The following is a 22,632-nucleotide window of genomic DNA, read 5'->3' as shown; positions in this document are numbered from 1 at the left end:
TGCCATGTTGAAACTTCCAACCGATGACGGGCAGATCGTTCCCTACAGCCTGACAGGGGACCCTTTGGTCCCCCGTGCGCCAAAAGGGGTTTTGACGCGGACGGCATTTGCGGCGGCGCATGTCGTGTCGGACCCTTTGCGCGAACGCGATCCATGGAATTCCCGTCCTGCGGTGGATTGGGATGCGACACTGTCTTTCCGGCAGGGTTTATGGGATCAGGGCCTTGATCTGGCCGAAGCGATGGATACCGCGCAGCGCGGGATGGGCGTGGATTGGCCGACCGCGCGTGAATTGATCGAACGCACAATGCAGGCGGCCAAGGCGCATCCGCGCAAACCAAGGGTGGCCTGCGGGGCCGGGACGGATCACACGTCTCCCGAAACGCTCTTGACGCCGGACGCCATTTTTCACGCCTACGAGGAACAGGCCGAGGCAATCGAGGCCGCTGACGGGCAATTGATCCTCATGGCCTCCCGGGCGTTTCCTGCCACCCAAGCCACACCCGACCTTTACCATCGTGTCTATCGCAAGCTGATCGACGGGGCGGCTCGACCCGTCATTTTGCATTGGCTGGGGGACATGTTTGACCCGGCATTGACGGGGTATTGGGGGCACAGCAAGTTAGAGGGCGCAAGCGATTTTGTGCTGGATTTGATTGCCGAAAACCCCGGCAAAGTGGACGGGATCAAGATTTCCCTGCTGGATCAGGCACATGAAGAAGCGTTTCGCAAGCGGCTACCAACGGGGGTTCGGCTCTATACCGGGGATGACTTCAATTATGCGGACCTGATTGCCGGAGACGGTACGCATTATTCCCACGCCCTGCTTGGGATCTTTGCCGCCATCGCCCCGGCCGCGTCACAGGCGCTGGACGCGCTGGCGCAAGACGACACAGAGACGTTTCATGCGCTTTTGGCGCCCACCGTTCCGTTAAGCCGAGAGATCTTCAAGGCGCCAACCCGGTATTACAAGGCGGGGATTGCGTTTCTCGCCTGGCTGAACGGGTCGCAGTCTCATTTCATCATGCCTGGTGGGTTTCACTCCAGTCGAGACATCACACACTACGCCAACGTATATCGCCTGGCCGATCAGGCGCGTCTGCTGTCCCAGCCTGATCTTGCCGAAGCGCGTATGAGCGCGCTGCTGGCCTGCCACGGGATTGCGTGACGGCTGATGGACCGCCGACCCACGATCAAGGATGTGGCCAAAGAGGCCGGGGTGTCAAAATCCACGGTCAGTTTGGTGTTGCAACGCAGCGCGCTGGTCAAAGACAGCACGCGCCAACAGGTGCAGGACGCGATGACGCGGATTGGTTATGTGTATAACCGGTCCGCCGCGAACCTCAGGTCAACGTCGACAGGGCTGATCGGCCTGATCATCAATGACTTGCGCAATCCGTTTTTCACTGAATTTGCCGCGCGTCTGCAGATGGCTCTGGCCGATCAGGGCTACGCCGTTGTCCTTGCCAATATCAACGAAGACCCGGCGCTTCAGTCCAACATGATCAATGCGTTGATCGAACATGGTGTGTCCGGGTTCATTGTCTCCCCGGCTTACGGTCCTGATGAAGCGCCGCTTCAATTGATCGCAAACGCGGGATTGCCCGCGCTGCAGGTGTTCCGAAAAGTCGATCCACGAAGCGACCTGTTTCCGTTTCTGGCACCGGATTACCTCGCTGGTAGCTGTTTGGCGATGGAGCATCTGAGGGGCCGTGGCTGCAAGAAGATCGCCTTTGTCGGTGGTCTTGACGGACGGGCGGTCACCCGCGAACGCATGTCCGGATATCTCGAGATGACCGATAGGGCAGCGCAGGACCCGATCCTGTTGACCGGTGAAGCCAGCCACCGCTTCGGAGTGGAGGCTGCGGAGACTTTGGTTCTGCATCACCCGGATGTTGATGGTGTGCTCTGCTTCAATGACCTCGTTGCGCTGGGTCTTGTGGCGGGCAGCACGGCGCGAGGCCGACAAGTTGGGTCCGGACTTCGGGTTGTTGGATTTGATGACATCGAAGGATGTCAGCAAAGCTTTCCATCCCTCTCGTCCATCAGCTGCGCAATCCCGGATTTTGCGCAGACCGTGTCCCAAAACATGTTGCATTGGCTGCAAGACGGGATTGTGCCGCCACCTGAACGGCGCACGCCGGTGTCGCTGGTCAAACGCGACTCCAGCTAGCGCCGTTTCAAAGCGATCTGTTGAGGATAACGTTCCGCTTTCCGGGGGTTACGACCCGAAATCGGATAGCGATCCCGAAACGAAAACATCCTCCGATGACACACCGTCCGGCAGTGAAGGCACGCCCGAAATTTCAGGGACACGCGGGCCAAAGAAGCCGCCGAACAGGCCTTCGCGGCTGGCAACGAACTCACGCAGGGCTTCGGCCAGCGGATCGATTCCGACCATCACCTCTGGATTTGCGTTGATAAAGGCAAGCACGCCTTGCGTGTCGCCCGCTTCGACCAGGTTTTGCAGGGTCGTCAGGTCATCCTGCGAATAGACCGCGTGAGCCGCTTGTCCCAATCCGATGGCAAGGACAGAGGATAGCAGGACGATTTTCAGCTTCTTCATGTGAGAGCGCTCCAAACATTTTCGATGAAGCGGGTATAGGCGCAGCCGTTTTAATGAACCGTAAACGAATACGATTTAGGTCATATTCAAATCACTTCCGACACGCGGAAAGCCGTGCGCAGTGATCGAACAGGAACTGATACGAAGGAAGGTACTTGATGCTCATGTCCCTTGATCAGGTGATCGGGTTAAGCCAGGCGTACCGCGCCGTTTGGGCCCAGGACGCAGAGGCGCGTCAGGGGTTTGCGTCGCTTTTGACCGAACGGATCTTATCGCGGCTAGACGACCAGTCGCGCGCGCTTCTCAAGCTTTCGGTGGATCTGTCCCGATACGTGTCCGACCCGAATTTGAGCCCGTTTCTGCAATGTGAAACGCAAACAGCAATGGCGCTTTTGCCGGAAGACACCCGCAACGCCCTGCATGAGTTTGGATACGATCTCGCCCAGACGGACGGTACGGGCACTTCGTCTGTACAAGAGAGTGACGAGACGCTCAGCCACTACGGACTGCGATACCTGAGCGATGCACAGACGCGCAAACTGCGTCACACGGATATTGTGGATGCAGGCAGTTACGACGGCGCATCCGCGCAGTTCTTTCTAAAGACGTACTCTCCGTCATGCGTTTTTTGCTTTGAGCCGGATCCGGTCAATTACCAGATGCTGCGCGTCAACACGCAGGCCGAGAGGGACTCGGGCGCAATCCTAGATGCAAACATTGCCCTGTCAGATCACGAGGGGCTGGCCACCATGCAATCTGCGGGCGTAGGCACATCACGGGCAAAAGCAGAGTTGGCGTTCGAGCCGAAAATCGTTGTGGAAACCGCGACACTCGATGCGGTGATGCAGGCGCATCCGCAGGCCAATATCGGCCTGATCAAGCTTGACGTTGAAGGCGATGCGGTGCCGGTCTTGCGCGGAGCGCTCCGGACAATCCGCGCGCACCAACCGGTGCTGATCGTTTCGTTCTACCATACCCCGGACGAATTTCGCGACACGCTTCCATTCATGATCGAAACGCTGCCCGGTTATGAATTTCAGGTCCGCAAAGTCGCACCGAACCTGTTCAAAGAACATGCCGTGATCGCTTTGCCAAAAACGCACTGATGACGGCTTCCACCCCGCTTCTTTCCCTTTGAAATCGGATTTTCACAATGACGCTGAGTTATCGCTCCTATGCCGATATGTCCCGGATCATTTCGGAGAACATTCATCACCTTCCGGATGTCGACTACGTGGTGGGCATCCCGAAATCGGGCATAGTGCCAGCCACCATGATCGCCACGATCAAGAACGTCACCTTTCTAGATCTGGATTCGTTTCTCTTCACCCAATCGCGGCGAAAGGGCCGCAGGGCGCAGTCGGATCGGTCACTGGCAGAAATCCAAAAGGTGCTGATTGTCGACGACTCGGTCAATACCGGCGCAGAGTTTCGCCGCGTGCAGCGGCGGTTGGGCACGTTGGAGCAGGATTTCGATGTCACCTTCTGCGCCATTTTCGGCCTGCCGGACCGGACAAAGAACGCCCCCAGGCATGTGGTGCTTGACCGGATTGCGCAGCCTCGGGTGTTCCAGTGGAATTACCGGAACCACATCATCGCCGAAAGCGCGTGTTTTGATATGGACGGCGTCTTGTGCGTCGATCCCACCGCCGAAGACAATGACGACGGACCGCGCTATCTGGAGTTTCTGCGCACGGCGCAGCCGCTGTTCATCCCGCAAAAACAGATCAGCGCCATTGTCACGTCCCGGCTTGAGAAATACCGCGCGCCAACGGTTGAATGGCTCGACGCGCATGGGGTCGCCTATAAAGAGCTGATCATGCTGGACTTGCCGTCAGCCGAAGAACGGCGGCGCCTGAAAGCGCATGCGCCGTTCAAGGCAAGCGTCTTTGCCGGGCGTGACGATATTCTCTTTGTTGAAAGCAATCATCGTCAGGCCTGTGACATTGCTTTGGAAACCGACAAATGTACGATCTGCACGGACACGGACACGTTTTTCTACGGAAAGTCGGACGCCGCGAACAGTCTGACGAATGTGCACAGTGCCACGTTGCTGGCGAACGAAAATCACATTCTGCGGCGACAGTTGAAAGACGCCGCCGTGCTGTTGAGCGAAACTCAGTTTGACCCGATTAACTGGGTCGACACGTATTTGCCGAACAAACCCAAGCCCAAGCCGGTAAAAACCCCGTTTCAACAGGCGCGGTTGGTTGAAGGGGCGCATCGGGCTCCTCGGTCGAACGTGATCAGCTTGCCAACAAGCGGGCAAACCAAACCGCTGCGCATTGCCATGATCGGCACCAGTTTCAATGTCAAACGCGGTGCCGGGGCGGCGGCCTCGTCTTCCCGGCTCAGAGACCTGTTCAAATCACGCGGGTATGACATTCGGACGTTTTCGCTTGATGATTATCCGGTTGTTGGAACGGAATCGAGTGATCAGCCAATCAAGGGCGTACATCTGCCCACCTGGGTGTCCCTGGGCAGCACCAGTATTTCCGAAAATGTGGTCGAGGATGTCACGCGCTATCGCCCCGACTGCATCGTGATGGGCGCAATCGACCGAAGCATTCTGACCATTCCAGACTTGCTGAAACTGAAGTTTCCGATCGTCTGGATAGCGCGGGACAATTGGCTGCATACCGGCGGGTGTTTGTTCAAGCTCGATGACACACAAATTGATGAATACCCCGACCATCAGAAAGAGTTTCTGGCCTCGCTGACCTGCGACCAGTTCAAGCTGGGATGTGGAGATTGCCCGTCTGTGATCGACAAGCGGGAAAACTCAAAGGTTTCGGCCTCTTACATGTTGCGCCAGATGGTTTACCGACGACGTCCGGACATCGTGTTTTGCGGCATATCGGAGTGGATTTCACAGATGCTTCGGGATGCGCCTTTGACGCGGGACCATGCGATCTTTACCGTAAACAACCCGATCCCCACTGCATCTGTGCCGCCACGGGCAACGTGCCGCGAAGAGCTTGGCATCGACCCGCAGACCAAGGTCATTCTGCTTGCGGTGCACAAGGCGTCAAACAAGCGAAAAGGGTTTTCTCTGGCCGCACAGGCGCTGGCAAAACTGGCGGTGTCACATGCCGACCGGGCGGATATCTGTGTCGCGATACTTGGGAGTGTCGACAAGAACGCGCTGTCGGACTTGGCGCTTCCGTTCAAGGTCGTCCCCCTGGGGTTCATTTCGGATGAAGAGCAGAAAGCGAAAATCTACAAGGCGGCGGATGTGTGTCTTGTCCCGTCGCTTCAGGAATCGCTGTCCGTGATCGCGTCTGACGCCATTCGCAACGGCACGCCGGTAACCTGTTTCAAAACCAGCGGTCTGGCTTGTTTTATCCATCACAAGGTCAATGGATACACCGCCCGGGCGTTTGACACCGATGATCTTGCCGACGGTCTGGCATGGACATTGTTCGACTGTGATCAAAGGGCGACGCGCACCGCGGCGGCAACCATCGCGCAGGACATGTTTGCGCCGGAAAACACGATCGCAGGCTACGAGCGGGCGATCAGCCATGCGATGCGCGCCTTCAAAGAGCAGGAGTTTGACGACACCAGTTTCGATGAAATCGCGGGCCTGTTGGCAAATCTGGGGCAGGATTCCCGGTATCGTCATGTTGTTCGTCGGCACCTGGAGAAGTCGTTGAAGAAGGCAAAAGCTGGCTGAGATGTCAGCGCGCTTGGCTGCAAATCCAAGCGCGCTGACGATCTCAAAGCGGGGCTGCTTATCGCAAAGGCGGTCCCCATCAACCGCCCTTGGACACCGGCGGCGCGGTGCGATGACCGACACGGGCCTTGTGCTGGGATTCGACCGAAGGAGACGAAGACTCCGTGCGATACAAGTCCAGCGGATCACCGAACCCGTCAAACACGTCCCGACCGGCGGCGGCATTGCACACCATGATCCGCGCGGCGCTGGGTGCGGCGCAACTGGTGCCCACCAGACGGGCGCGGGCACCCGACAGCACTCCGATTGAGGAAATTCCCGGTAGAGTGGGGCTGTGATCCGAAACTGCGGTAAGATCTGCCTGCGCGCCCCAGACCTCGACCGTGCCATCGACCCGTGTACGCAGACCGCCCGCCCCGGAATAGGGGGATATGCGTCCGGTTTGCGCGGTGTAGCCGGCCACACGGGTTGTGCTTGGCGTGGACGCCACAGCATTCAGAGCGCCATATCCGGCGACTTGTGCAATATTTTCCGGGATGTCCTGAACCGGTGATTGCGGCGGTTTAGGTAAGAGCACGGCAGCGTCCTGAATTTCGACCAGGTAGCTTTGCCGTCCGTTGGATTTCAGATCGCTTGGGTCATCATCGCGCTGCACCCAGATCAGGATATCCTGATCGTCACTCAGGGGCATCGCGTTCTCTGAGCGCGACAGAGTGACGGTCCAGGCCCCGGATGCCAACCGCCGGTCCTGATGGCGGGTGTAGACGGTCGGGATCACCGCGATCATGCCGCGCCATCGGTCGCGGCGGTGTTTGTCGACTGACATCTGACCGATGATCTTGCCGCCTGATATCACCTCGACAAAGCGGCGCGGATCGCCGTCATCGTCGAGAGCGGGATCCGCCACAAAGGCGATGTCGACCGGTTGGTCCAGTGACGTGCCAGCCGGAGGGGTCAGAGACAGATGGTAATCGGACGGATCAAACCCTGCAGGAAACCACAGTTCCAGATAGCTCGAAGTCTGGTCATCCGGCTGGATCTGCCAATGGATCCGCGCACTGTGATCATGAAACGATGTTTCGTCCATCCGGGCGTGCATGTCAGATGCGAAGTTATTGCCCGTGGGCATGACGATTTCTGTCACCGGTTGTATGGCCTGCCGCGCGTCAAGCAAATCGCGCACCGCGATCTCCATTTCGGACGCGCCATCGTGGCGGCCTGCGCTCCAGCCATAGGAGAAATTCAGGATCAGAGGGAGTTCGCCGATGCCAAACGCGCAGGCAATTCGGCTGGCACGCTCAAAAACGTAGTGCATGGCCGACAGCATATACATCTCTTTGCCAAACCCGGACGTGTCCCAGGCAATCGTATTGGGCAACTGCACCGCAATGATCTGGATGTCATCACCCAAAATGTGATCCAGAAACAGGCTGTCATTCCCGGCTGCAAGGCCAAGGATGTGCGACCCGTGGGTGGCGCTCCGACGCAAGTGATCCCCCAGTTCGGAAACGCCTGAATCGATGGCGGCCGCCGCGCGATACAGCGCGGTTTCGTCCCGACCATATGTGCGGCGCAACTGGTCGATTTCAGCGTTGGTGTATTCACGTCCGAACGGCACGTTTGCCGTATCCGCCGCGATGCCCGATTGCAGCCAGCAATAGCTCATCCGGCTGTGTCCGTGGCTGTCAAGAAAGGCGCGATGCGCAAAGGGGAGGCCGTCATCAATGACCGCAATGATTGCTTTGGGCTGTGTCAGCGGTTTGGACCAAGATGTATTTGTGCCGTCCGGATCGTAGTTCTGGACCCAGGTTTCATCCACCACCGGAAAGTTGACGCGAAACCGGGCGGGCAGGGTGGATGCGGCGTCTTGTGACGCTGCCATGCACGTGCGCAGCGACCCCAGACAGCGCGCAAGGCTGGTGTCTTCGTGTGCGTCCGTATCGTTCTGCGGTGCGTCGTCTTCAAAGACAAACGGTGTGATGTGTCGGGTCGTTTTGTCGGGCTCCCACAGGGGCGGCACGCGCACGTTTACCACGCCGTTCAGCGCGGACACCGCGCCGCCCTCCATCAAGGCGGTGTAGCGCTTGGACGGTCCCCGCGCGATCAGTGGGAATGCGTAGGGGCGGCCCAGTTCCTTGGTGAACACCCATCGTTCGTAGGGGCCAGCGTAGCGGTCAATGCAGTGTTGCTCAACATGTGCCATGATCACACGCTCTGCGTGTCTTTTAACGCTTTTTTCCAGATCCAGCTGAAATGATCGGTCTTCGGGACGTTCACGGTGCCGGTGATCTGCACGCCCTTGTCCGACGCGGAATGCACCAGATCGTAGTCGTTGAAATCGTGGTCGGCAGGCTCGTACTTGATGGCTTGCGCGACCGTGGCACTGTGACCGCACATTTTCAGGATCACTTGGCCAAGCGCCACGCCGAGGCTGGCCCCGGCCCAGCTGTCAATCGGATAGTGGACGCCCGCAACGGTGCGGTTGACCGTGATGCGTTCCGCCAGACCGCGCAACATCGCCAGCCTGTTGTCCAGATCGTTAAATCCGCCCCATTCGGTGGCCAACCCAGATAACAGCGTGGCAACAGCGTAGGCTTCGGTTGCATGGGCGGATGGGAAACTGCCATGGCCCGGCGTCGGGATCATCGGCAGGATGCGTCCGTCAATCTGGTCCGGGCGGCGAACGGCCAGGGCGTGTTTCACGATCATTGCGACATGCGCGGCCATCACCTGCGTCGCCGTGATCAGTTCGAACGTATTCTTGTGCTGACCCAGATGCATCCCGAGGATCATCGCGAAGTATTCGGTTGGGAAGCCAAGCTGCGACGTGATTTCTGCGGTGCGGTCGGCGCGCAGGTCGGCGTAATTCCTGACCAGGGTGCATTGGCTGGCCAACAGATCATTGCCGGGCAGCACGATATGGGCCAGCGCGTCGCCCCCGAACGTCAGGCGCACGGATTTCTCGTGTGCGCTTTTTACCGCTTCATAGCCGATGCAGGTCAGGAACTCTGACAGGTATAATGAGCCCCGGACCCAACTGGCCCACCGGTCGTTGTTCGACGTGTCATTGAAGGGCAGTGCCGTCCCAGCCGGGGCCGGGCCCGTGCTGTTGAGGTGTTGCAGGCCGTCCGCCGTGGTTTGCAGCCCGTAGGTTGTGGTGCCGTCATATCCGCCGGTGTCTTCTGCGCCCAGGAAACCGCCCAGACCGGTGAAACCCCCGATCCCGCCTATCCCGCCTATGCCTCCGATGCCACCAATACCGCCGATCCCTCCGATGCCGCCAATTCCCCCAATGCCGCCGATCCCGCCGTACTGTGCCATATAATGTCCTTTTGAGTTGAGCTGTTAGTCGATCCCGGATGCAGACAGGGCCGCAATGGCCTGTTGTCCAAGCTTGTAATTGGTGGCCGGGTGGCTCTTGCGATATTGCGCAAGGCTGAATGTGGGGAAATTCTTCATCAACATCTGCGCCGCTTTGCGCGCGTCTTCGCCGCGTCCCAAATGGTGCAAAGCAACGATGCGGGCGCGGTGTGTCGACAAGTGGCGATCATTTGTGCGCAGGGACTTGTCGGCGTAATCCAGCGCGTTCTGGTAATTCTCGGCCGCCAGATGCGCGGTGCTGGCGAGACTGTCATAGTAGTACCCAAACGGATCAATCGGCGACAACCGGCGCGCGCGGGTGGTGGCATCAACTGCCGCCGCGCCGTCATCGGTAAATGCCTTGAGCGATCCTTTCAACAGCCAGGCAAGGCTTTCATTGGGGTTGATCTGAAGGGCCGTATCAAACCGTCGCTCTGCCGTTTCGACGTTGTGGTCTAGGATCGTGTGAACGAACCCGTCAATTGTCAGGGCGAGGCTGGATTCCGGGTCAATGTCGAGCGCGCGGGCGCAACACTCAACGGCCATCTGCGCGTCGCGCGCACGGTCAAGCGAATAGCCTTTCATCACGTTCAGCACGTACCATTTGCCAAGCCACGTCAAAGGTTCGGCAATCCCGTCCATGCGCGTTTGCGCCTCGATCAGATAATCGCGGGACTTCAGGAAATCGCGCAACGTGCGCCGGTGCATCAGGGTCGCCCCGGCGATGGTCAGGTTGTGATCCTCGATATCATCCATTTGCTGCGCCTGCACGGCGGCCACTGCCGAATGGGCGATGGACCGAGCGATGGAAAAGGCAATCGCATTGAGGGACTCGTTGAGTTTGTCGAGATGGTTCGCATCCTCAAGATACAGCTCCCGGGTCCAGAGCACCTGACCGGTTGCCGCAGCGATAAAATCAATATCGCAGACAACACCCTTGCCTGACCGCCGGATCGTGCCATTGGCCAGATAATCCACATCCAGCGTCTGTCGCACGTCAGAAATGACAATGGGGTTCTGGACCATCGCACGGCCAGACAGATGCGAGATCACACTCAACAGTTTTGAGCGCGACAGGATGCGACAGGTCTGTTCTCCAATCCAGTCGCCCAAGGCACGCAAGACCGGATCATCCCCCAGATAATTCAGGGGAAGAACCACAACCCGGGGCCGCGGGCGGCGCACAGCGCTTGCCGCAGGGGAGCGGTGCAATGCTGCGATCTGCGCGGGATTTGCCCGGATCGAGGCCACCCAATCTTCGAAATCGCGTTGTTTGACGTTCAGATCTTCCAGAAACAGGCCGGCGTTCACATCGCCGACAAACCGGACATGTTCGAGATCCAGTTCGACGTCGGAATTGGTGGTATGAAAGAAGAAATCGAAATCGCGACCGAACTGTTTGCGCAGGTCGGCCAGCGCACGACGCAAATTCTGATGTCCGCAATCGTATCCGGAATACCCCCACAGCGTGTTCTGCAGATAGGTGCGGGTCCGCCGCCCCAACGGCGCGGTGGCCAGCATGCAAATCAACGCCCGGTGTTTCGCGCCGCGCACATCCAGAGGGTCGTCCCCGCTAAGCCGGACCGAGCATGTGCCGAACAAATTGATTTCCAAACTGGCTTGCATGAGCGCCTTTCCTAACGTCAACGCTAGCACCGGGCCTTTGCTCCGCCAAGGGATTCACACTGATTTCACAGTACCCGTCGGCGTCGGACGGGTAGCCTGAGACCAGTGTATCGGACCGGGAAAGGCGTGACATGGCATCAGGTAAGGGGTTTCTCGATCTTGTTGATTTTTTTGATCGTTGGCCGGAGGAACGGCAAAAACTGATGGCCGTTGTCAAAACCAAATCCCTGACGGACGAGGAAGCCGAACTGCTTGAAACGATGATCCTGATCATGGATCGGGTGGGTCCCGCAGATCTGCAAAACTGATCCGGTTTTCACGGTGCCTTCACATGGATTGGGTGCCACGGGATTAAAGCGCGGCACCACACCGCGACGGGCAATACGCGGCGCGCGGTGGCTTGAGCATCGTCAAGTTTCTTGACCAATTGCGCGTTTCCATCTTTGGAAGCGCTTTGAGAGTCGCTACAAGATCGTATGAAAATTCTTGCGACACCCAAACCCGTTCCAGACAGCCTGCAAACGGCTCTGCGCGATGTTCCGGAGCCCAGCGTTGATGCGGACCGTCCTGCAACTCTCTTGCAGCGATGTCCCGCGGCGTCCCCGACACCCTTGGTCACGGCGGATGCCCTGGCGGCCCATCTCGGGGTGGCGCATCTGCACATCAAAGACGAACGGCAACGCATGGGGCTTGGCAGTTTCAAGGCGCTGGGCGCGGCCTATGTCATCGCGCAGGACGCCGAACAGGGCCGCGCCAAGGGACAGACCTACGTGACGGCCAGTGCGGGCAATCACGGCTTGTCGGTCGCTGCAGGGGCACAAGCGTTCGGCGCACATGCGGTTGTGTTTCTGGCCGATACCGTTCCCGAAAGTTTTGCGGACCGTCTTCGCGGGATCGGGGCAGAGGTCCGGCGCGACGGCGCGATCTACGAAGAGGCGATGGCCGGCGCGGCTAGGGCGGCGGAAGACCACGGGTGGGTCTTGCTGTCGGACAGTTCCTGGCCCGGGTATTTCGACCGGCCCCACACGCTGATGGAGGGGTATCTTGTTCTGATGCAGGAAGCGGTCGACCAGATGCCGCATGTCCCCACACATATCTTCTTGCAAGCCGGAGTCGGTGGGCTGGCCGCATCTTGTGCCGCCTACGCACGGAAGGCGTGGGGGTCCGAGCCGCGGATCGTCGTTGTCGAACCCGAAGTGGCCCCGGCGCTTTTTGCGTCGGTTCAAGCAGGTACACCCCAGGTCACCGAAGGGCCAAGTTCCGCGATGGGACGGCTGGACTGCAAGGAACCGTCGCTGATTGCCCTGAAGGGTCTGGCGCTGGATGCAGATGACTTCATGCTGATCACAGAAGACGAAGGGGCTGCGGGCAGCGAGATCTGTGCGCGTTTTGATATGCCCACCACACCGTCCGGTGCCGGGGGGCTGTCCGGGCTGATCTGCGCGACGCAATCGGGACTGCAACTGGGTTTGACCAGTGACTCAAGAGTGCTGGTTGTCCTGAGCGAGGCTGCCACGTGACACCGCCGATGCGTGGATTTCCTGATGAGGAGTTCCAGCGCCGGACCCGGTCTGCCCAACACATGATGGAAAACGCAGGCCTTGCGGCCCTGCTTCTGACCACCGAACCGGAGGTCCGGTATTACACCGGGTTTCTGACGCGGTTCTGGGAAAGTCCGACGCGCCCCTGGTTTGTTGTTGTGCCATTGTCCGGTGATCCGATCGCCGTCATCCCGTCCATCGGAGCGCATTTGATGGGGCAGACCTGGGTGCGCGATATCCGGACATGGGCGGCCCCGGATTATGACGATGACGGGGTGGGCCTGCTGGCCGAAACGCTGTGCGCATGCGTGCCGGATGGCGGGCGCATCGGGCTTGCCGATCAGATGGAAAGCCACGCCCGGATGCCGCTTGCGCATCTGCGGGATCTGACGTCGCGCTTGGCGAAACGTCAAATCGTGGGGGATGCGACGATCACCCGGCGCTTGCGGATGATCAAATCGGCAGCCGAGATCGACAAGATCCGTTTCGCCGCCGACATCGCGGGCCGGGCCTTTGATCGGGTGCCTGAGATTGCCATGCCCGGCACATCGCTGTCTCAGGTGTTTCGGTCGTTCCAGATGGTGTGTCTTGAGGAAGGTGCGGATTGGGTGCCTTATCTTGCCGGTGCGGCAGAGCAGGGGGGATATGCCGATGTCATCTCGCCCGCGTCCGATGCGCCGCTGGCGGCCGGTGATGTGCTGATGCTGGACACCGGGTTGGTGTGGGATGGCTACTTTTGCGACTACGACCGCAATTTTTCAATCGCGACACCCAGCAACGATGTGCGGTCCGCGCATGCGCGGCTGGTTGAGGCGACGCAGGCAGCCTTGGACATGGCAAAGCCGGGTGTTTTGATCTCTGACCTGTTTCACGCCATGGATGCTATTGTTAACCCAGAGCGCACGGCGATGGACGCAGGTCGATTGGGGCATGGACTGGGACTGCAACTTACCGAATGGCCGTCGATCATCCCGACGGATCACACAGTGCTGGAACCGGGTATGGTTCTGACGTTGGAGCCGTCTGTGCAGGTGCGCGAGGGGAAGATCATGGTGCACGAAGAAAACATCGTCATCCAAGCCGAAGGCGCGGCGCTTTTGTCACCCGCGCAAGGCCCGGATATCCGTGTGATCTGATGCGATTGTCTTATGAATTCGAAGCGGATCGACCCACCCAGATTGGTATGATTGTTCTGCAATCAGATGAAACGCTAGAACCCGACTTTCGTGTCTTGATGCCGCCCAAGCTGGAATACCTTGTGGCGCGGGTGGCATCGTCCAGCGTCGTGTCATCGAACAGCCTCCGTGCGATGGAAATGCGCTTGACCGAGGCGGCACAGCTTCTGCCGCGCGGTGCCGCGTTTTCGGCAGTGGGGTACGGTTGCACCTCTGCCAGTGCGGAAATTGGGCCGGACAGGATTGCCGAGCTGATCAAAGTGGGGGTCGAGACGCCCCATGTGACCGAGCCTGTCAGCGCTCTGATTGCTGCCTGTCGGCATCTTGGCGTGACGCGGCTGGCGGTGATCAGTCCTTATGTCGAAGAGGTATCGCAAAAGCTGTTCGCGGTTCTGGTAGACGCGGGCATTTCCGTTCCCGCGTTTTCGAGCTTTGAAGAACCGGTCGAGGCCAAGGTTGTGCGGATCGCGCAAGATTCGGTCGCTGCGGCTGCGATTGAGATCGGGCGCACGACGTCTTGTGACGCGGTCTTCCTGTCCTGCACAAACCTGAGGACCTTGCGCGTTCTGCGCGCCGTAGAGGCGGACATCAACAAGCCGGTTTTGTCGAGCAATCAGGTGCTGGCATGGCACCTGGTCAGGCTTGCGGGGCAGCCCCTGAGGCGAGCGGGTTTAGGTCGTCTGCTCGAGCCGTGCTGACCTGTCCTGCGAAGTGCCCGAAGCGTCACATCAGCTAAAGATTACTGACAACCCCCAGCCGCCCACTGACGCAGATTGCGCTTGAGCGCGCCGTCGAACGGATGCGGCTTTTCTAGTGACTTCTGCCCGCTCAGCGTCAGGTAGTTGTTGGATTGCTCGCACAGGCGGTCCCGGTTCCATTCATGGCAGCTTGCGCAGGTCGCGGATTTCCAAAGTTCCTCCGGCAGTTCCGGGATGGGCGGAAATTGTGGAGACATATCAAACAGGTCGGCGATTGAGACTCCGTCAATCGGGGATCCGGGCGCTTGCAGCGGTCCGCCAAACGTGACGGCATTTGGTGCTGCGGCACGTTCCTGTACGGCGGCCACTTCGATGTTTTCTTCCTCTTCGGTGACCCCTTCACCTACCGGATCGGCGCCTGTGTTTGTTGAAAGCGCGGCGATTTCCTGTTTGGCGAATTCGGCAAATGTCCCGGTGGGATAGCTGTCCAGATAGGCTTGGTAGCCTGCGACCGTCGGGTTTGATTGCGCGGTCTCGAAAAGTTGCTGTTCCTCGGCAGAGGGGCCCGCGGTCACAGCGGCCGGGGCCTGCGGTTCCGGCGATGTCAGCTCTTCCTCGATCACCGCCGCCAGCAACTCGCGCGCCTCATTGGCGTGCACGCTCCCGGGGTAGCCCCTCAGGAACAACATGATCTGGACCGGGTCACGGGTGGCCTGCACCGATTCCCAAAGCTGGCGCGCGGCCAGCGCTTCGGGATCTTCTGCGGGCGCGTTTACGAACTGGAAATTGCTGGTCAGGGACGAGGTGTCCCATGGTGTCTGCTGGCCTGCAGTTTTGTCCAGAACCGACACCCGCACCTGTTTGAACACCTGCTCCACGGCAAGACCGGGCTTGACCATTTCCTGCGCCAACGCGGTGGTGAACGGGCTGTTTTGTCCGGTTCCATCAAGCGCCACCGCGCCGGGAGCGGTCGCATAGGCCAAGAAAGTGCCGGTTGGGGCTTTCATCTCGGCCAGGCCGGGATCATCGAATTCAGCGATATTCTCGAAGGGGTTGTTCCGACAGGCATCCAGGATCACAAAGTTTGTCCGGTTGCGGGCAGACGCCATCTGGCGCAACACCGACTGCGCCTCGACCCCTTCAAGGTCAAGGTCCGCCGCATCCCGCAAGGACACATCGACCGGCAGCAGGTAGTTGCTGCCAAAACTTTGAACACCGTGGCCCGCGTAATAGAACAGGCCGGTTGTATCGGGGCCTTTCTCGCGCAGGCTCCGCCCGAACTGCGACAAGGCGCGGTTCATCTGTTCCTGTGTGGCGTCGATCAGCAGGGTCACTTCGAAATCAATGCTTTGAAGCGTTGTTGCGATAAGCTGCGCATCGCGCGTCGGATTGTCGAGCGGCGACACCGAACTGTAATTCGAATTGCCAATCACAAGCGCAAGGCGATCTTGGGCATGGGCGACCGTCACCCAAAGCAGCGACATTGCCAGAAACAAAAAAGTGCTCATTGAGAAGGATTTACGCGACGTCTTAAACGGTCCCAACACGGACGGCTCCTCTAAAACTTCACCAGATCGGACACGCGCCGAACGTGGCGCGTCAAAATGTGTTTTTAGTACTAATCTTTTTTTATCGCTTTTCATGGTCAGCCATGCAAGTTTTCTGCTATTAATAACTATCACCGTATCCGAATTTAGCGCGGTCAACCGACTAATCTTGTATTTTAAACAGCGAGGTGACAATGAGAACTGCAGTTATCCACATTTTTTTCCTCTGTGCCTTTTTGCTTCCATGGGTCAGCACGCCCGCATCTGCACAAAGCGCCGACCCGTTCGAGTATGGCTGGAATTTGGATGCCGACGCGTCTGAATTGAGGTTTTTGTCAGTCAAAAAGTCAAAAATTGCTGAATCCAGCTCTTTCGCGACGCTGTCGGGCGTGATCACCGAAGAGGGACAAGCGCAAGTCCGGGTTTTGCTCGACTCGGTCGACACCAAGGTGGACCTGCGCAACGTGCGGATGCGTTTTCTTTTCTTTGAAACCTTTCAGTACCCCGAAGCCATCATCACGGCGCAGCTGGATCCAGCACTGCTGACAGATCTGCACGTGACACGGCGCAAGGAAATTGATCTGTCCTACACCTTCACGCTGCGAGGTGTGACACTTGAAAAAACCACTGATGTGGCCGTGACCCTGATCGACAATGACCGGGTTGTTGTGTCGTCGATCACGCCGCTGGCGTTTACGCTCGAAGAACTTGACCTTGAAGAAGGGCGCATGAAGCTTCAGGAAGCCGCAAATGTCGACATTACGCCTTTGGGTGTGGTGAGCTTCAATTTCGTGTTTGACCGCGCCCAGCAGGGCACACCGCCGGATATGCCCGAAGCGATGCTCCTGCCAGCTTCGGTCGCGTTGGAAACCCAGGGCGAAATGTCGGAAGAAGCCTGCCTTGGCCGGTTCGAGATCCTGTCCAAGACCGGCAACATCTTCTTTGCGTCCGGCAGTGCACGTCTGGATGACAAAAGCGTTCCGTTGCTTGAAAACATCTACGACATTGTCAATCGCTGCCCCGGTTTCCGGCTTGAAATCGCGGGTCACACGGACTCGATTGGCAGCAACCAGCAAAATCAGGTGATCAGCGAACGTCGGGCCTCATCAGTGCGCAAATGGCTGAGTGACAAGGGCATTTCGCCGGACCGTCTGCGCGCGGTTGGCTATGGCGAAACGCGTCCCATCGTCGACAACGACACCGCCGAGAACCGTGCGCGGAACCGTCGGATCGAATTCACAGCGGTGAATTAAGGCCACAGCAAAACGGTGCAGACAATGCGCCGAAACGATTAAGGCATCCCGCTTTGGGATGCCTTTTTCGTTTGTGTTTCTGGGCTGATGACGGGTGGTGTCAGCCCGCGAACGGATCGTCCAGCACCCCGACCAAAGGCATGAGGAACTCACCGTTATTCGGGTTCAGCGCCGCATCATGGAAGGTGTCAATCGCCGCGACCGCGCTGTTGATGCTTCCTTGTGAGCCGTCAAAGAGCGCCATCGCAGCCGCCGCGTTGTCTGTGTCGGACATGCCCTTGTGGACGGCAAAATAGGCCCCAAGATCGGTCTTGTTCTCCAGATATGCGCGGTCCGCCAGTTGTTGATCGACAAAGGCCTGACCCTCTTCGGGTTTCAGATCTGACTTGGCACCCCTGAGCACATCAAGGATAAACTGGTCCCGCGTCACGCGCCCTGTATCCAGTGCGTTGACCCAGAAATCGATCCCGGCCTGATCCGGGGTGCGGCCCAATACGTTGTTATAGACCGTCTCTGCAAACACGACCGAAGACGTGCCCGCCGGATAAGCGGCTTGCGTTTCAGGTTGGCCGACAAACTGGGTTGCGATCTGCTCCAATGAGGTGCCCTTGGAAAAGGCCGTGCCCCAGAAATACAAACCCACGGCATCTGGCGCGCGATTGAAATACGCGATGTAAAGCTCAATGAAGCTTTCGAATTCCGACACGCCCAAACCGGTCGGCCCGCCGAAGATCTGAAGATTGAAGGCTCCGCCGCCGCCAAAGTTTGTATCGAAGTCGAGGAATTCGATATTGGCCAGCGTGTCGGTGCCGTTCTCGCCGCCCCGACGGTCCGCGATGACCGTGGATTGTGGGCTTAGCGTCAGCGTGTAAGAGGATTGTGCGCCCGAGAACTGCGCCGTATCCGTGCCACCGCCGCCATTGACAAGGTCATTGCCGCGACCGCCTTCCAGCACGTCGTTGCCACTTTCGCCGATCAACGTGTCATTTCCAGCCTCACCCTGAAGGCTGTCATTGTTGGCACCGCCATTGATGAATTCGGCAGTTTCTCCGCCGCGCACATAGTCGTCGCTTGCGCCTGTGAAGATGCGGCTGGCGTCTGGTGATCCACCGTTTGGATTGATCCGGGCGGATGCGCCGTCCAACGTGTCGACAATGATCACGTTCTCGCCGTCCATCGGATAGTTTGGCCATTGCGACATCACCTGGCCCACCGGGACGGGGCTTTGCGAATAGTCCACACTAAAGAGCAACAGGCCCGTCAATGAGTAAACATCCATCGAGTCCACGGTCCCCGACAATTGATTGACGGATGTGGGGTTGTTCTTGGTGAAAGTTCCCTTGAGTTCGACGCTTAGGCCTTCGCCCGTGACGCCTTCAAGGAAGACAGCGTTTGTCCCTGTCGCGATCAACAACTCGCTATTGCCATTGTTGATGGCAAAGCTTGCCGGGTTTTCCGATAGTGAATTTGGTCGGACATAGATGAGCGCCGCGCCGTTCGGGATCTCTTCGCTGTCGGCGAGATCCGCAACCACCCGTTTCGCGGAGGCGGCGGATGCTTCTTGCGATGGCTGGTCAGACGCATTGATGTTTGCGGCTTTGCGCGTCAAAGGGCCGGGCGGCAGAAAGAACGCGTCTGCCTCGTCGTAGTCGACCTGGTAGCCAAGGTCCTGCATCGCCGCGATGGTCAGTGCGCTGATGGGGTTGTCCGGACGGCCGAATTGCGCAGGCCCGTCTTCCGGGCGACGCGATTCAATGCGCGGCGTCATAAGCTCTGCGTTAAGGTTTGCTTCGCTCCAATACTCTGCCGCCAGCGCGCCATCTTCGCCGTCTTCAAGAACGTTCTGGCCATTGAGGTCGTCCGAAAGCTCCTCGATTTCGCGCAGCCCGTTCGGTCCGGTGTAGGTTGCGATCCCGTCAATATCACGGACCAACCCGAATTCTTCCCAAAGCGAGCCGAACCCAAGCGCCCGACCGATGGTGTTCTGCGCAAGTTCATCGAGGTTGAGAAGGGTGCCGATTTCCTCTGAATTCAGCACGATCCGCGAATAGGTCGGAAGCGCGCCGGTGCCGATCAGAGCATCCGATCGCTGATCAAGAACGCTCGAAATGGCAAAGATGGTCTGTTCCACCCCGGCAAACAGAAGTTCGATGTCCTGCACCGACACTTCGATCAGAACGTCGTCGACAAACCCGTAGCCTTGGACAAATCCGTAATCGAGATCGCCGGTTATTACGTCTTCCCACCGTTCGACCGCATCCTCGAACGCGTTCACATACGCGCTCGGCGTGTCGTCAGAGGTGAATTCAATCGTGATGTCGAACCGGCCGTCATCCAACGGGCCAAGATCATTCAGTTCAAGCCGATATTGCCCTGTCGTGTCTCCGAAGCCGCCAGCGGCAAGATAAAACGTGCCGGGAACGTCGGTCACGAATTGCAGCGCGCTGCTGGTGCCCGGACCGCCATCATCGTTTTCCGTGTTCTGGATCAGGATGCCATCGCTGTCATACACGCCGCGGAAGAACGGATCAGCCAGCGCGTTGCCGCCACCGGTGGGCACGAGTTCGATTTCATAGAGCCGGTTCGCAGCCAGATTGACCTCGAACCAGTCCTCATCCTGAATAAAGTCGATGCGACCCGCAGCTGTTCCGCCAGACGTGATTGACCCGGTTGTCTCGATGTCCGCCGAAAAATCATCCCGGATCCCGATATCGTTCACCGTCACGGCGTAAGTGCCGACACCGCCGAACTGATCCTGAACGCCGATAAAGAAGTCTCCGGCAGATCGTGGTGTGAAATAGGAGGTGCTGTCGTCGCCAACAAACTGTACGTCCAGCGTCTGAACGGACGACAATGGCGTGCCGTTCAGAAGGCTCGATCCAAAAATCCCGACCAGATCCGGATCAACCAATGTGCCATTGTTTGAGTCGCGTCCAAGGATGTTGATTTCGTAGGTCGTATTGGCCTGCAATGACACACGAAACGCATCAAGATCGCCCGATGTTTCAATCTCACCCGTGGCGCGCCCGCCCACGGAAACCGTGCCAACCCCGCCGGCAACACCCGGTAGGAAGTCATCGACGAAACCGGCGGATTCAACCGTCAGCGTGTAATCCCCGATATTGAGATCCCGCGCGCCCGCAACCTCGATCTGGTAGATACCATCGCTGGCAACCGTCAGGCCATCGACAAACGCGTTTGTTCCGGCACCGCCATTGTTGTCCGCGCTGTTGGCGACGAATTGGCCGGTCTCTGAAAAGACACCGATGATTTCCGGGTTGGGATTCGATCCGCCCCCGGTTTCCAGACCTTCAAGCGAGATGTCGTAAAAAATCCCGGCCTGAAGCGACACGTCAAAGCGGTCACGATCACCTTCGGATTCGATGACACCCGTGGTTGGGACATTCACCACCGCGCTGCCAAAATCGGACGCAAAGGTGCCGGGCAAGAAGTCGTCGGCCGCACCCAGAGAATTGACCGACAGAGAATAGCCACCGATGCCAAATGGCGTGTGACTGCCCACCTCGATTTCGTAAAAACCGCTTGCTGTGATCGCGAAGGGCGCGACGAGGGCGCTTAGACCTGGTCCGCCATTGTTGTCGGACGTTCCTGCAACAAGTGTGTTTTCGTCATCAAAGAGCCCGAAAATTTCCGGGTCCGCTAATGTGCCGCTCGCCGTTGCAATCGGGTCCAAAGCGATTGAATAAAGCTGGCCGGCCTCCAGTTCGACAACAAACCGATCCCGATCTTCAGCCCGTTCAATATTTCCGATTTCCGGTGTACCGGGAAGAATACTACCGAACTCAAGCGCTGTGTCGCCCGGAAGATAATCATCCGCCAAGGCACCGAAGCGGATTTCCTGTTCGCCTTGCGTAATTGCGCCACGTTCGTCGATGACGTCAAACCTGAGGATGATTGTCTGGCCGGGTGCGGCACTTGACGCCGTAATCGACAAATCACCGTTTTCCAGAATTTCGCCGCTAAGGAGCTCTTCCGAAAATGAGAAAGGTATGGCTGTGAAAGATTCTAAGCTGCCATCGCTGAACGTATCCAAGACATTGCCGATAATCTCGGGACCGCTGAAGCTATAGTCCACAATAGGCAGTGGTGCCCCTTCCGGCGCTGAGTTGATTTCGACGTTGAGAATGAAATTTTCAGAGGTTCTGAATGTTTCGCCCAGAACGATATCACCGGACAAATTCTCAATTGGGGAGCCGCTGCTCCCTGATTCAGGAGGGACGATCCAGTCTATGTATCCTGAGATTTCAATCGAAAATTCTTCGTCATCTTCAACGATGTCATCATTGAGAATTTCGACCGACAGAATTTCACTCTCACCGAAGTAACTGTAGGTAAACGTAAAGTCTTCGCCTTCAATCGCATCGTTCGAGGTGGCGACAGCGGTAATGTTAAAATCGGAAATGACTGCATCCGGGTCCGATGGGAAACCTCCATCGTTTGCCGACAAGATGCTGGGAAATGTTTGACCCAAAAAAAGTTCGAATACCTGACCCTCGTTCAGTGCTTCATCACGGATAATGGGCGGGTTTGGAACCCCGACTACGGGACCAAGATCAGTATACTCAATTTGATAAAAGCCTGTATTTGGCAATTGGGTCCCAAATGAACCAGCTGCGGCACCTGCGCCGAAATAATGTGTTCCAGAGTAGTCGGCAAGGTAGATCAGTTCCGCGCTCAAGCCCGGACCGCTGTTGTCATCGCGGGTTCCCGACTGGAGGAAGCCTTGGTCGTCATACACGCCGACAAGTAGGGGGTCTGTCAACTCGCCAATATCGTTCCCGAAATCCGGTCGGACTTCGATCCGGTACTCATGTCCTTCGACCAAGATCGCTTCAAACCAATCCTCGTCGCCGCCAAACTCTATGCGGCCAAATGAGGCGACACCGTTCAGAAGGTTTCCGTAAACGGCGTTGAACCCTATAAAGTCGTCAAAATCGTCCATGATAAATCCAATATCCCCATTGGTGCTGCGCTTAAGGCGTCAGTCTCTTTAAGTATGTTCGTCTTGGCGGCAGACAGGTGGTGCGTGATGTGCCGCCCAATGGACAGGCTTTGGGTCTGCCGCGCGGAAATTGAGTAAGCAGAGTAGGTTTCCAGTATCAGCTTGGCGCTTGCCCTGACGTTGAGTCAAGCTGCGTGTTGAATTGCTTTGCAAAAATCGCGTCCAGC

The 22,632-nt window shown here is 58.1% G+C and carries 15 protein-coding genes; 9 read left to right on the top strand and 6 right to left on the bottom strand.

Features of this window, described 5'->3' with window-relative positions; all coding sequences use genetic code 11:
- Positions 1-4: 4 nt before the first annotated feature.
- Both MWU54_RS04750 and MWU54_RS04745 read left to right on the top strand, forming a co-directional pair.
- Positions 5-1,168: a dihydrodipicolinate synthase family protein gene (locus tag MWU54_RS04750; RefSeq protein WP_247081140.1), complete on the top strand. Its 1,164-nt coding sequence runs from the start codon at positions 5-7 to the stop codon at positions 1,166-1,168.
- 6 nt (positions 1,169-1,174) lie between these two features.
- Complete coding sequence (locus tag MWU54_RS04745; RefSeq protein ID WP_247081137.1) at positions 1,175-2,173, top strand: LacI family DNA-binding transcriptional regulator; 999 nt, start codon at positions 1,175-1,177, stop codon at positions 2,171-2,173.
- Positions 2,174-2,221: 48 nt separating this feature from the next.
- On the opposite strand, the gene MWU54_RS04740 is transcribed toward MWU54_RS04745, so the two are convergent.
- Positions 2,222-2,566, bottom strand: a complete 345-nt coding sequence (locus MWU54_RS04740) for a hypothetical protein (protein WP_247081135.1) — start codon at positions 2,564-2,566, stop codon at positions 2,222-2,224.
- Between the two features lie 158 nt (positions 2,567-2,724).
- Between MWU54_RS04740 and MWU54_RS04735 the strand changes: the two genes are divergently transcribed.
- On the top strand, positions 2,725-3,672 hold the full coding sequence (locus MWU54_RS04735; protein ID WP_247081134.1) for an FkbM family methyltransferase: 948 nt from the start codon (positions 2,725-2,727) through the stop codon (positions 3,670-3,672).
- Positions 3,673-3,719: 47 nt separating this feature from the next.
- Positions 3,720-6,242: a glycosyltransferase gene (locus MWU54_RS04730; RefSeq protein WP_247081133.1), complete on the top strand. Its 2,523-nt coding sequence runs from the start codon at positions 3,720-3,722 to the stop codon at positions 6,240-6,242.
- Between the two features lie 79 nt (positions 6,243-6,321).
- Here MWU54_RS04730 and MWU54_RS04725 read toward each other — a convergent pair whose 3' ends face one another.
- From MWU54_RS04725 to MWU54_RS04715, 3 genes are read right to left on the bottom strand one after another with little or no spacing between them, the layout of a single operon-like run.
- On the bottom strand, positions 6,322-8,445 hold the full coding sequence (locus MWU54_RS04725; RefSeq protein ID WP_247081132.1) for a hypothetical protein: 2,124 nt from the start codon (positions 8,443-8,445) through the stop codon (positions 6,322-6,324).
- A gap of 2 nt (positions 8,446-8,447) precedes the next feature.
- The gene (locus tag MWU54_RS04720) at positions 8,448-9,563 is read right to left on the bottom strand and encodes a phosphatase PAP2 family protein (protein WP_247081131.1); all 1,116 of its coding nucleotides are present in this window, start codon (positions 9,561-9,563) and stop codon (positions 8,448-8,450) included.
- A gap of 24 nt (positions 9,564-9,587) precedes the next feature.
- Positions 9,588-11,228 carry a hypothetical protein gene (locus tag MWU54_RS04715; protein ID WP_247081130.1) on the bottom strand — a complete coding sequence of 547 codons (1,641 nt, stop codon included), beginning with the start codon at positions 11,226-11,228 and terminating at the stop codon, positions 9,588-9,590.
- Between the two features lie 131 nt (positions 11,229-11,359).
- On the opposite strand from MWU54_RS04715, the gene MWU54_RS04710 reads away from it, so the two are divergent.
- The 4 genes from MWU54_RS04710 (at position 11,360) to MWU54_RS04695 (ending at position 14,642) form a co-directional block, all read left to right on the top strand.
- Complete coding sequence (locus MWU54_RS04710) at positions 11,360-11,536, top strand: hypothetical protein (RefSeq protein ID WP_247081129.1); 177 nt, start codon at positions 11,360-11,362, stop codon at positions 11,534-11,536.
- A gap of 168 nt (positions 11,537-11,704) precedes the next feature.
- On the top strand, positions 11,705-12,748 hold the full coding sequence (locus MWU54_RS04705) for a pyridoxal-phosphate dependent enzyme (protein WP_247081128.1): 1,044 nt from the start codon (positions 11,705-11,707) through the stop codon (positions 12,746-12,748).
- An 8-nt stretch (positions 12,749-12,756) separates the two neighbouring features.
- The gene (locus MWU54_RS04700) at positions 12,757-13,905 is read left to right on the top strand and encodes a Xaa-Pro peptidase family protein (RefSeq protein ID WP_247081126.1); all 1,149 of its coding nucleotides are present in this window, start codon (positions 12,757-12,759) and stop codon (positions 13,903-13,905) included.
- Positions 13,905-14,642 carry an Asp/Glu racemase gene (locus MWU54_RS04695; RefSeq protein ID WP_247081124.1) on the top strand — a complete coding sequence of 246 codons (738 nt, stop codon included), beginning with the start codon at positions 13,905-13,907 and terminating at the stop codon, positions 14,640-14,642. The genes MWU54_RS04700 and MWU54_RS04695 overlap by 1 nt, the downstream gene beginning before the upstream one ends.
- A 41-nt stretch (positions 14,643-14,683) precedes the next feature.
- Here the strand turns inward: MWU54_RS04695 and MWU54_RS04690 are convergent, their stop codons facing one another.
- On the bottom strand, positions 14,684-16,150 hold the full coding sequence (locus tag MWU54_RS04690; protein ID WP_247081122.1) for a caspase family protein: 1,467 nt from the start codon (positions 16,148-16,150) through the stop codon (positions 14,684-14,686).
- 233 nt (positions 16,151-16,383) lie between these two features.
- On the opposite strand from MWU54_RS04690, the gene MWU54_RS04685 reads away from it, so the two are divergent.
- Positions 16,384-17,442, top strand: coding sequence for an OmpA family protein (locus MWU54_RS04685; RefSeq protein ID WP_247081120.1), 1,059 nt, complete (start codon positions 16,384-16,386; stop codon positions 17,440-17,442).
- A gap of 100 nt (positions 17,443-17,542) precedes the next feature.
- On the opposite strand, the gene MWU54_RS04680 is transcribed toward MWU54_RS04685, so the two are convergent.
- Positions 17,543-22,405: a DUF4214 domain-containing protein gene (locus tag MWU54_RS04680; protein ID WP_247081119.1), complete on the bottom strand. Its 4,863-nt coding sequence runs from the start codon at positions 22,403-22,405 to the stop codon at positions 17,543-17,545.
- Between the last annotated feature and the right edge of the window lie 227 nt (positions 22,406-22,632).

The organism is Marivita sp. S6314 (assembly GCF_023015985.1).
Lineage (GTDB): Bacteria > Pseudomonadota > Alphaproteobacteria > Rhodobacterales > Rhodobacteraceae > Marivita.
Note: the sequence above shows the minus strand (reverse complement) of the source record. Positions and strands in the feature narration are given on the sequence as shown.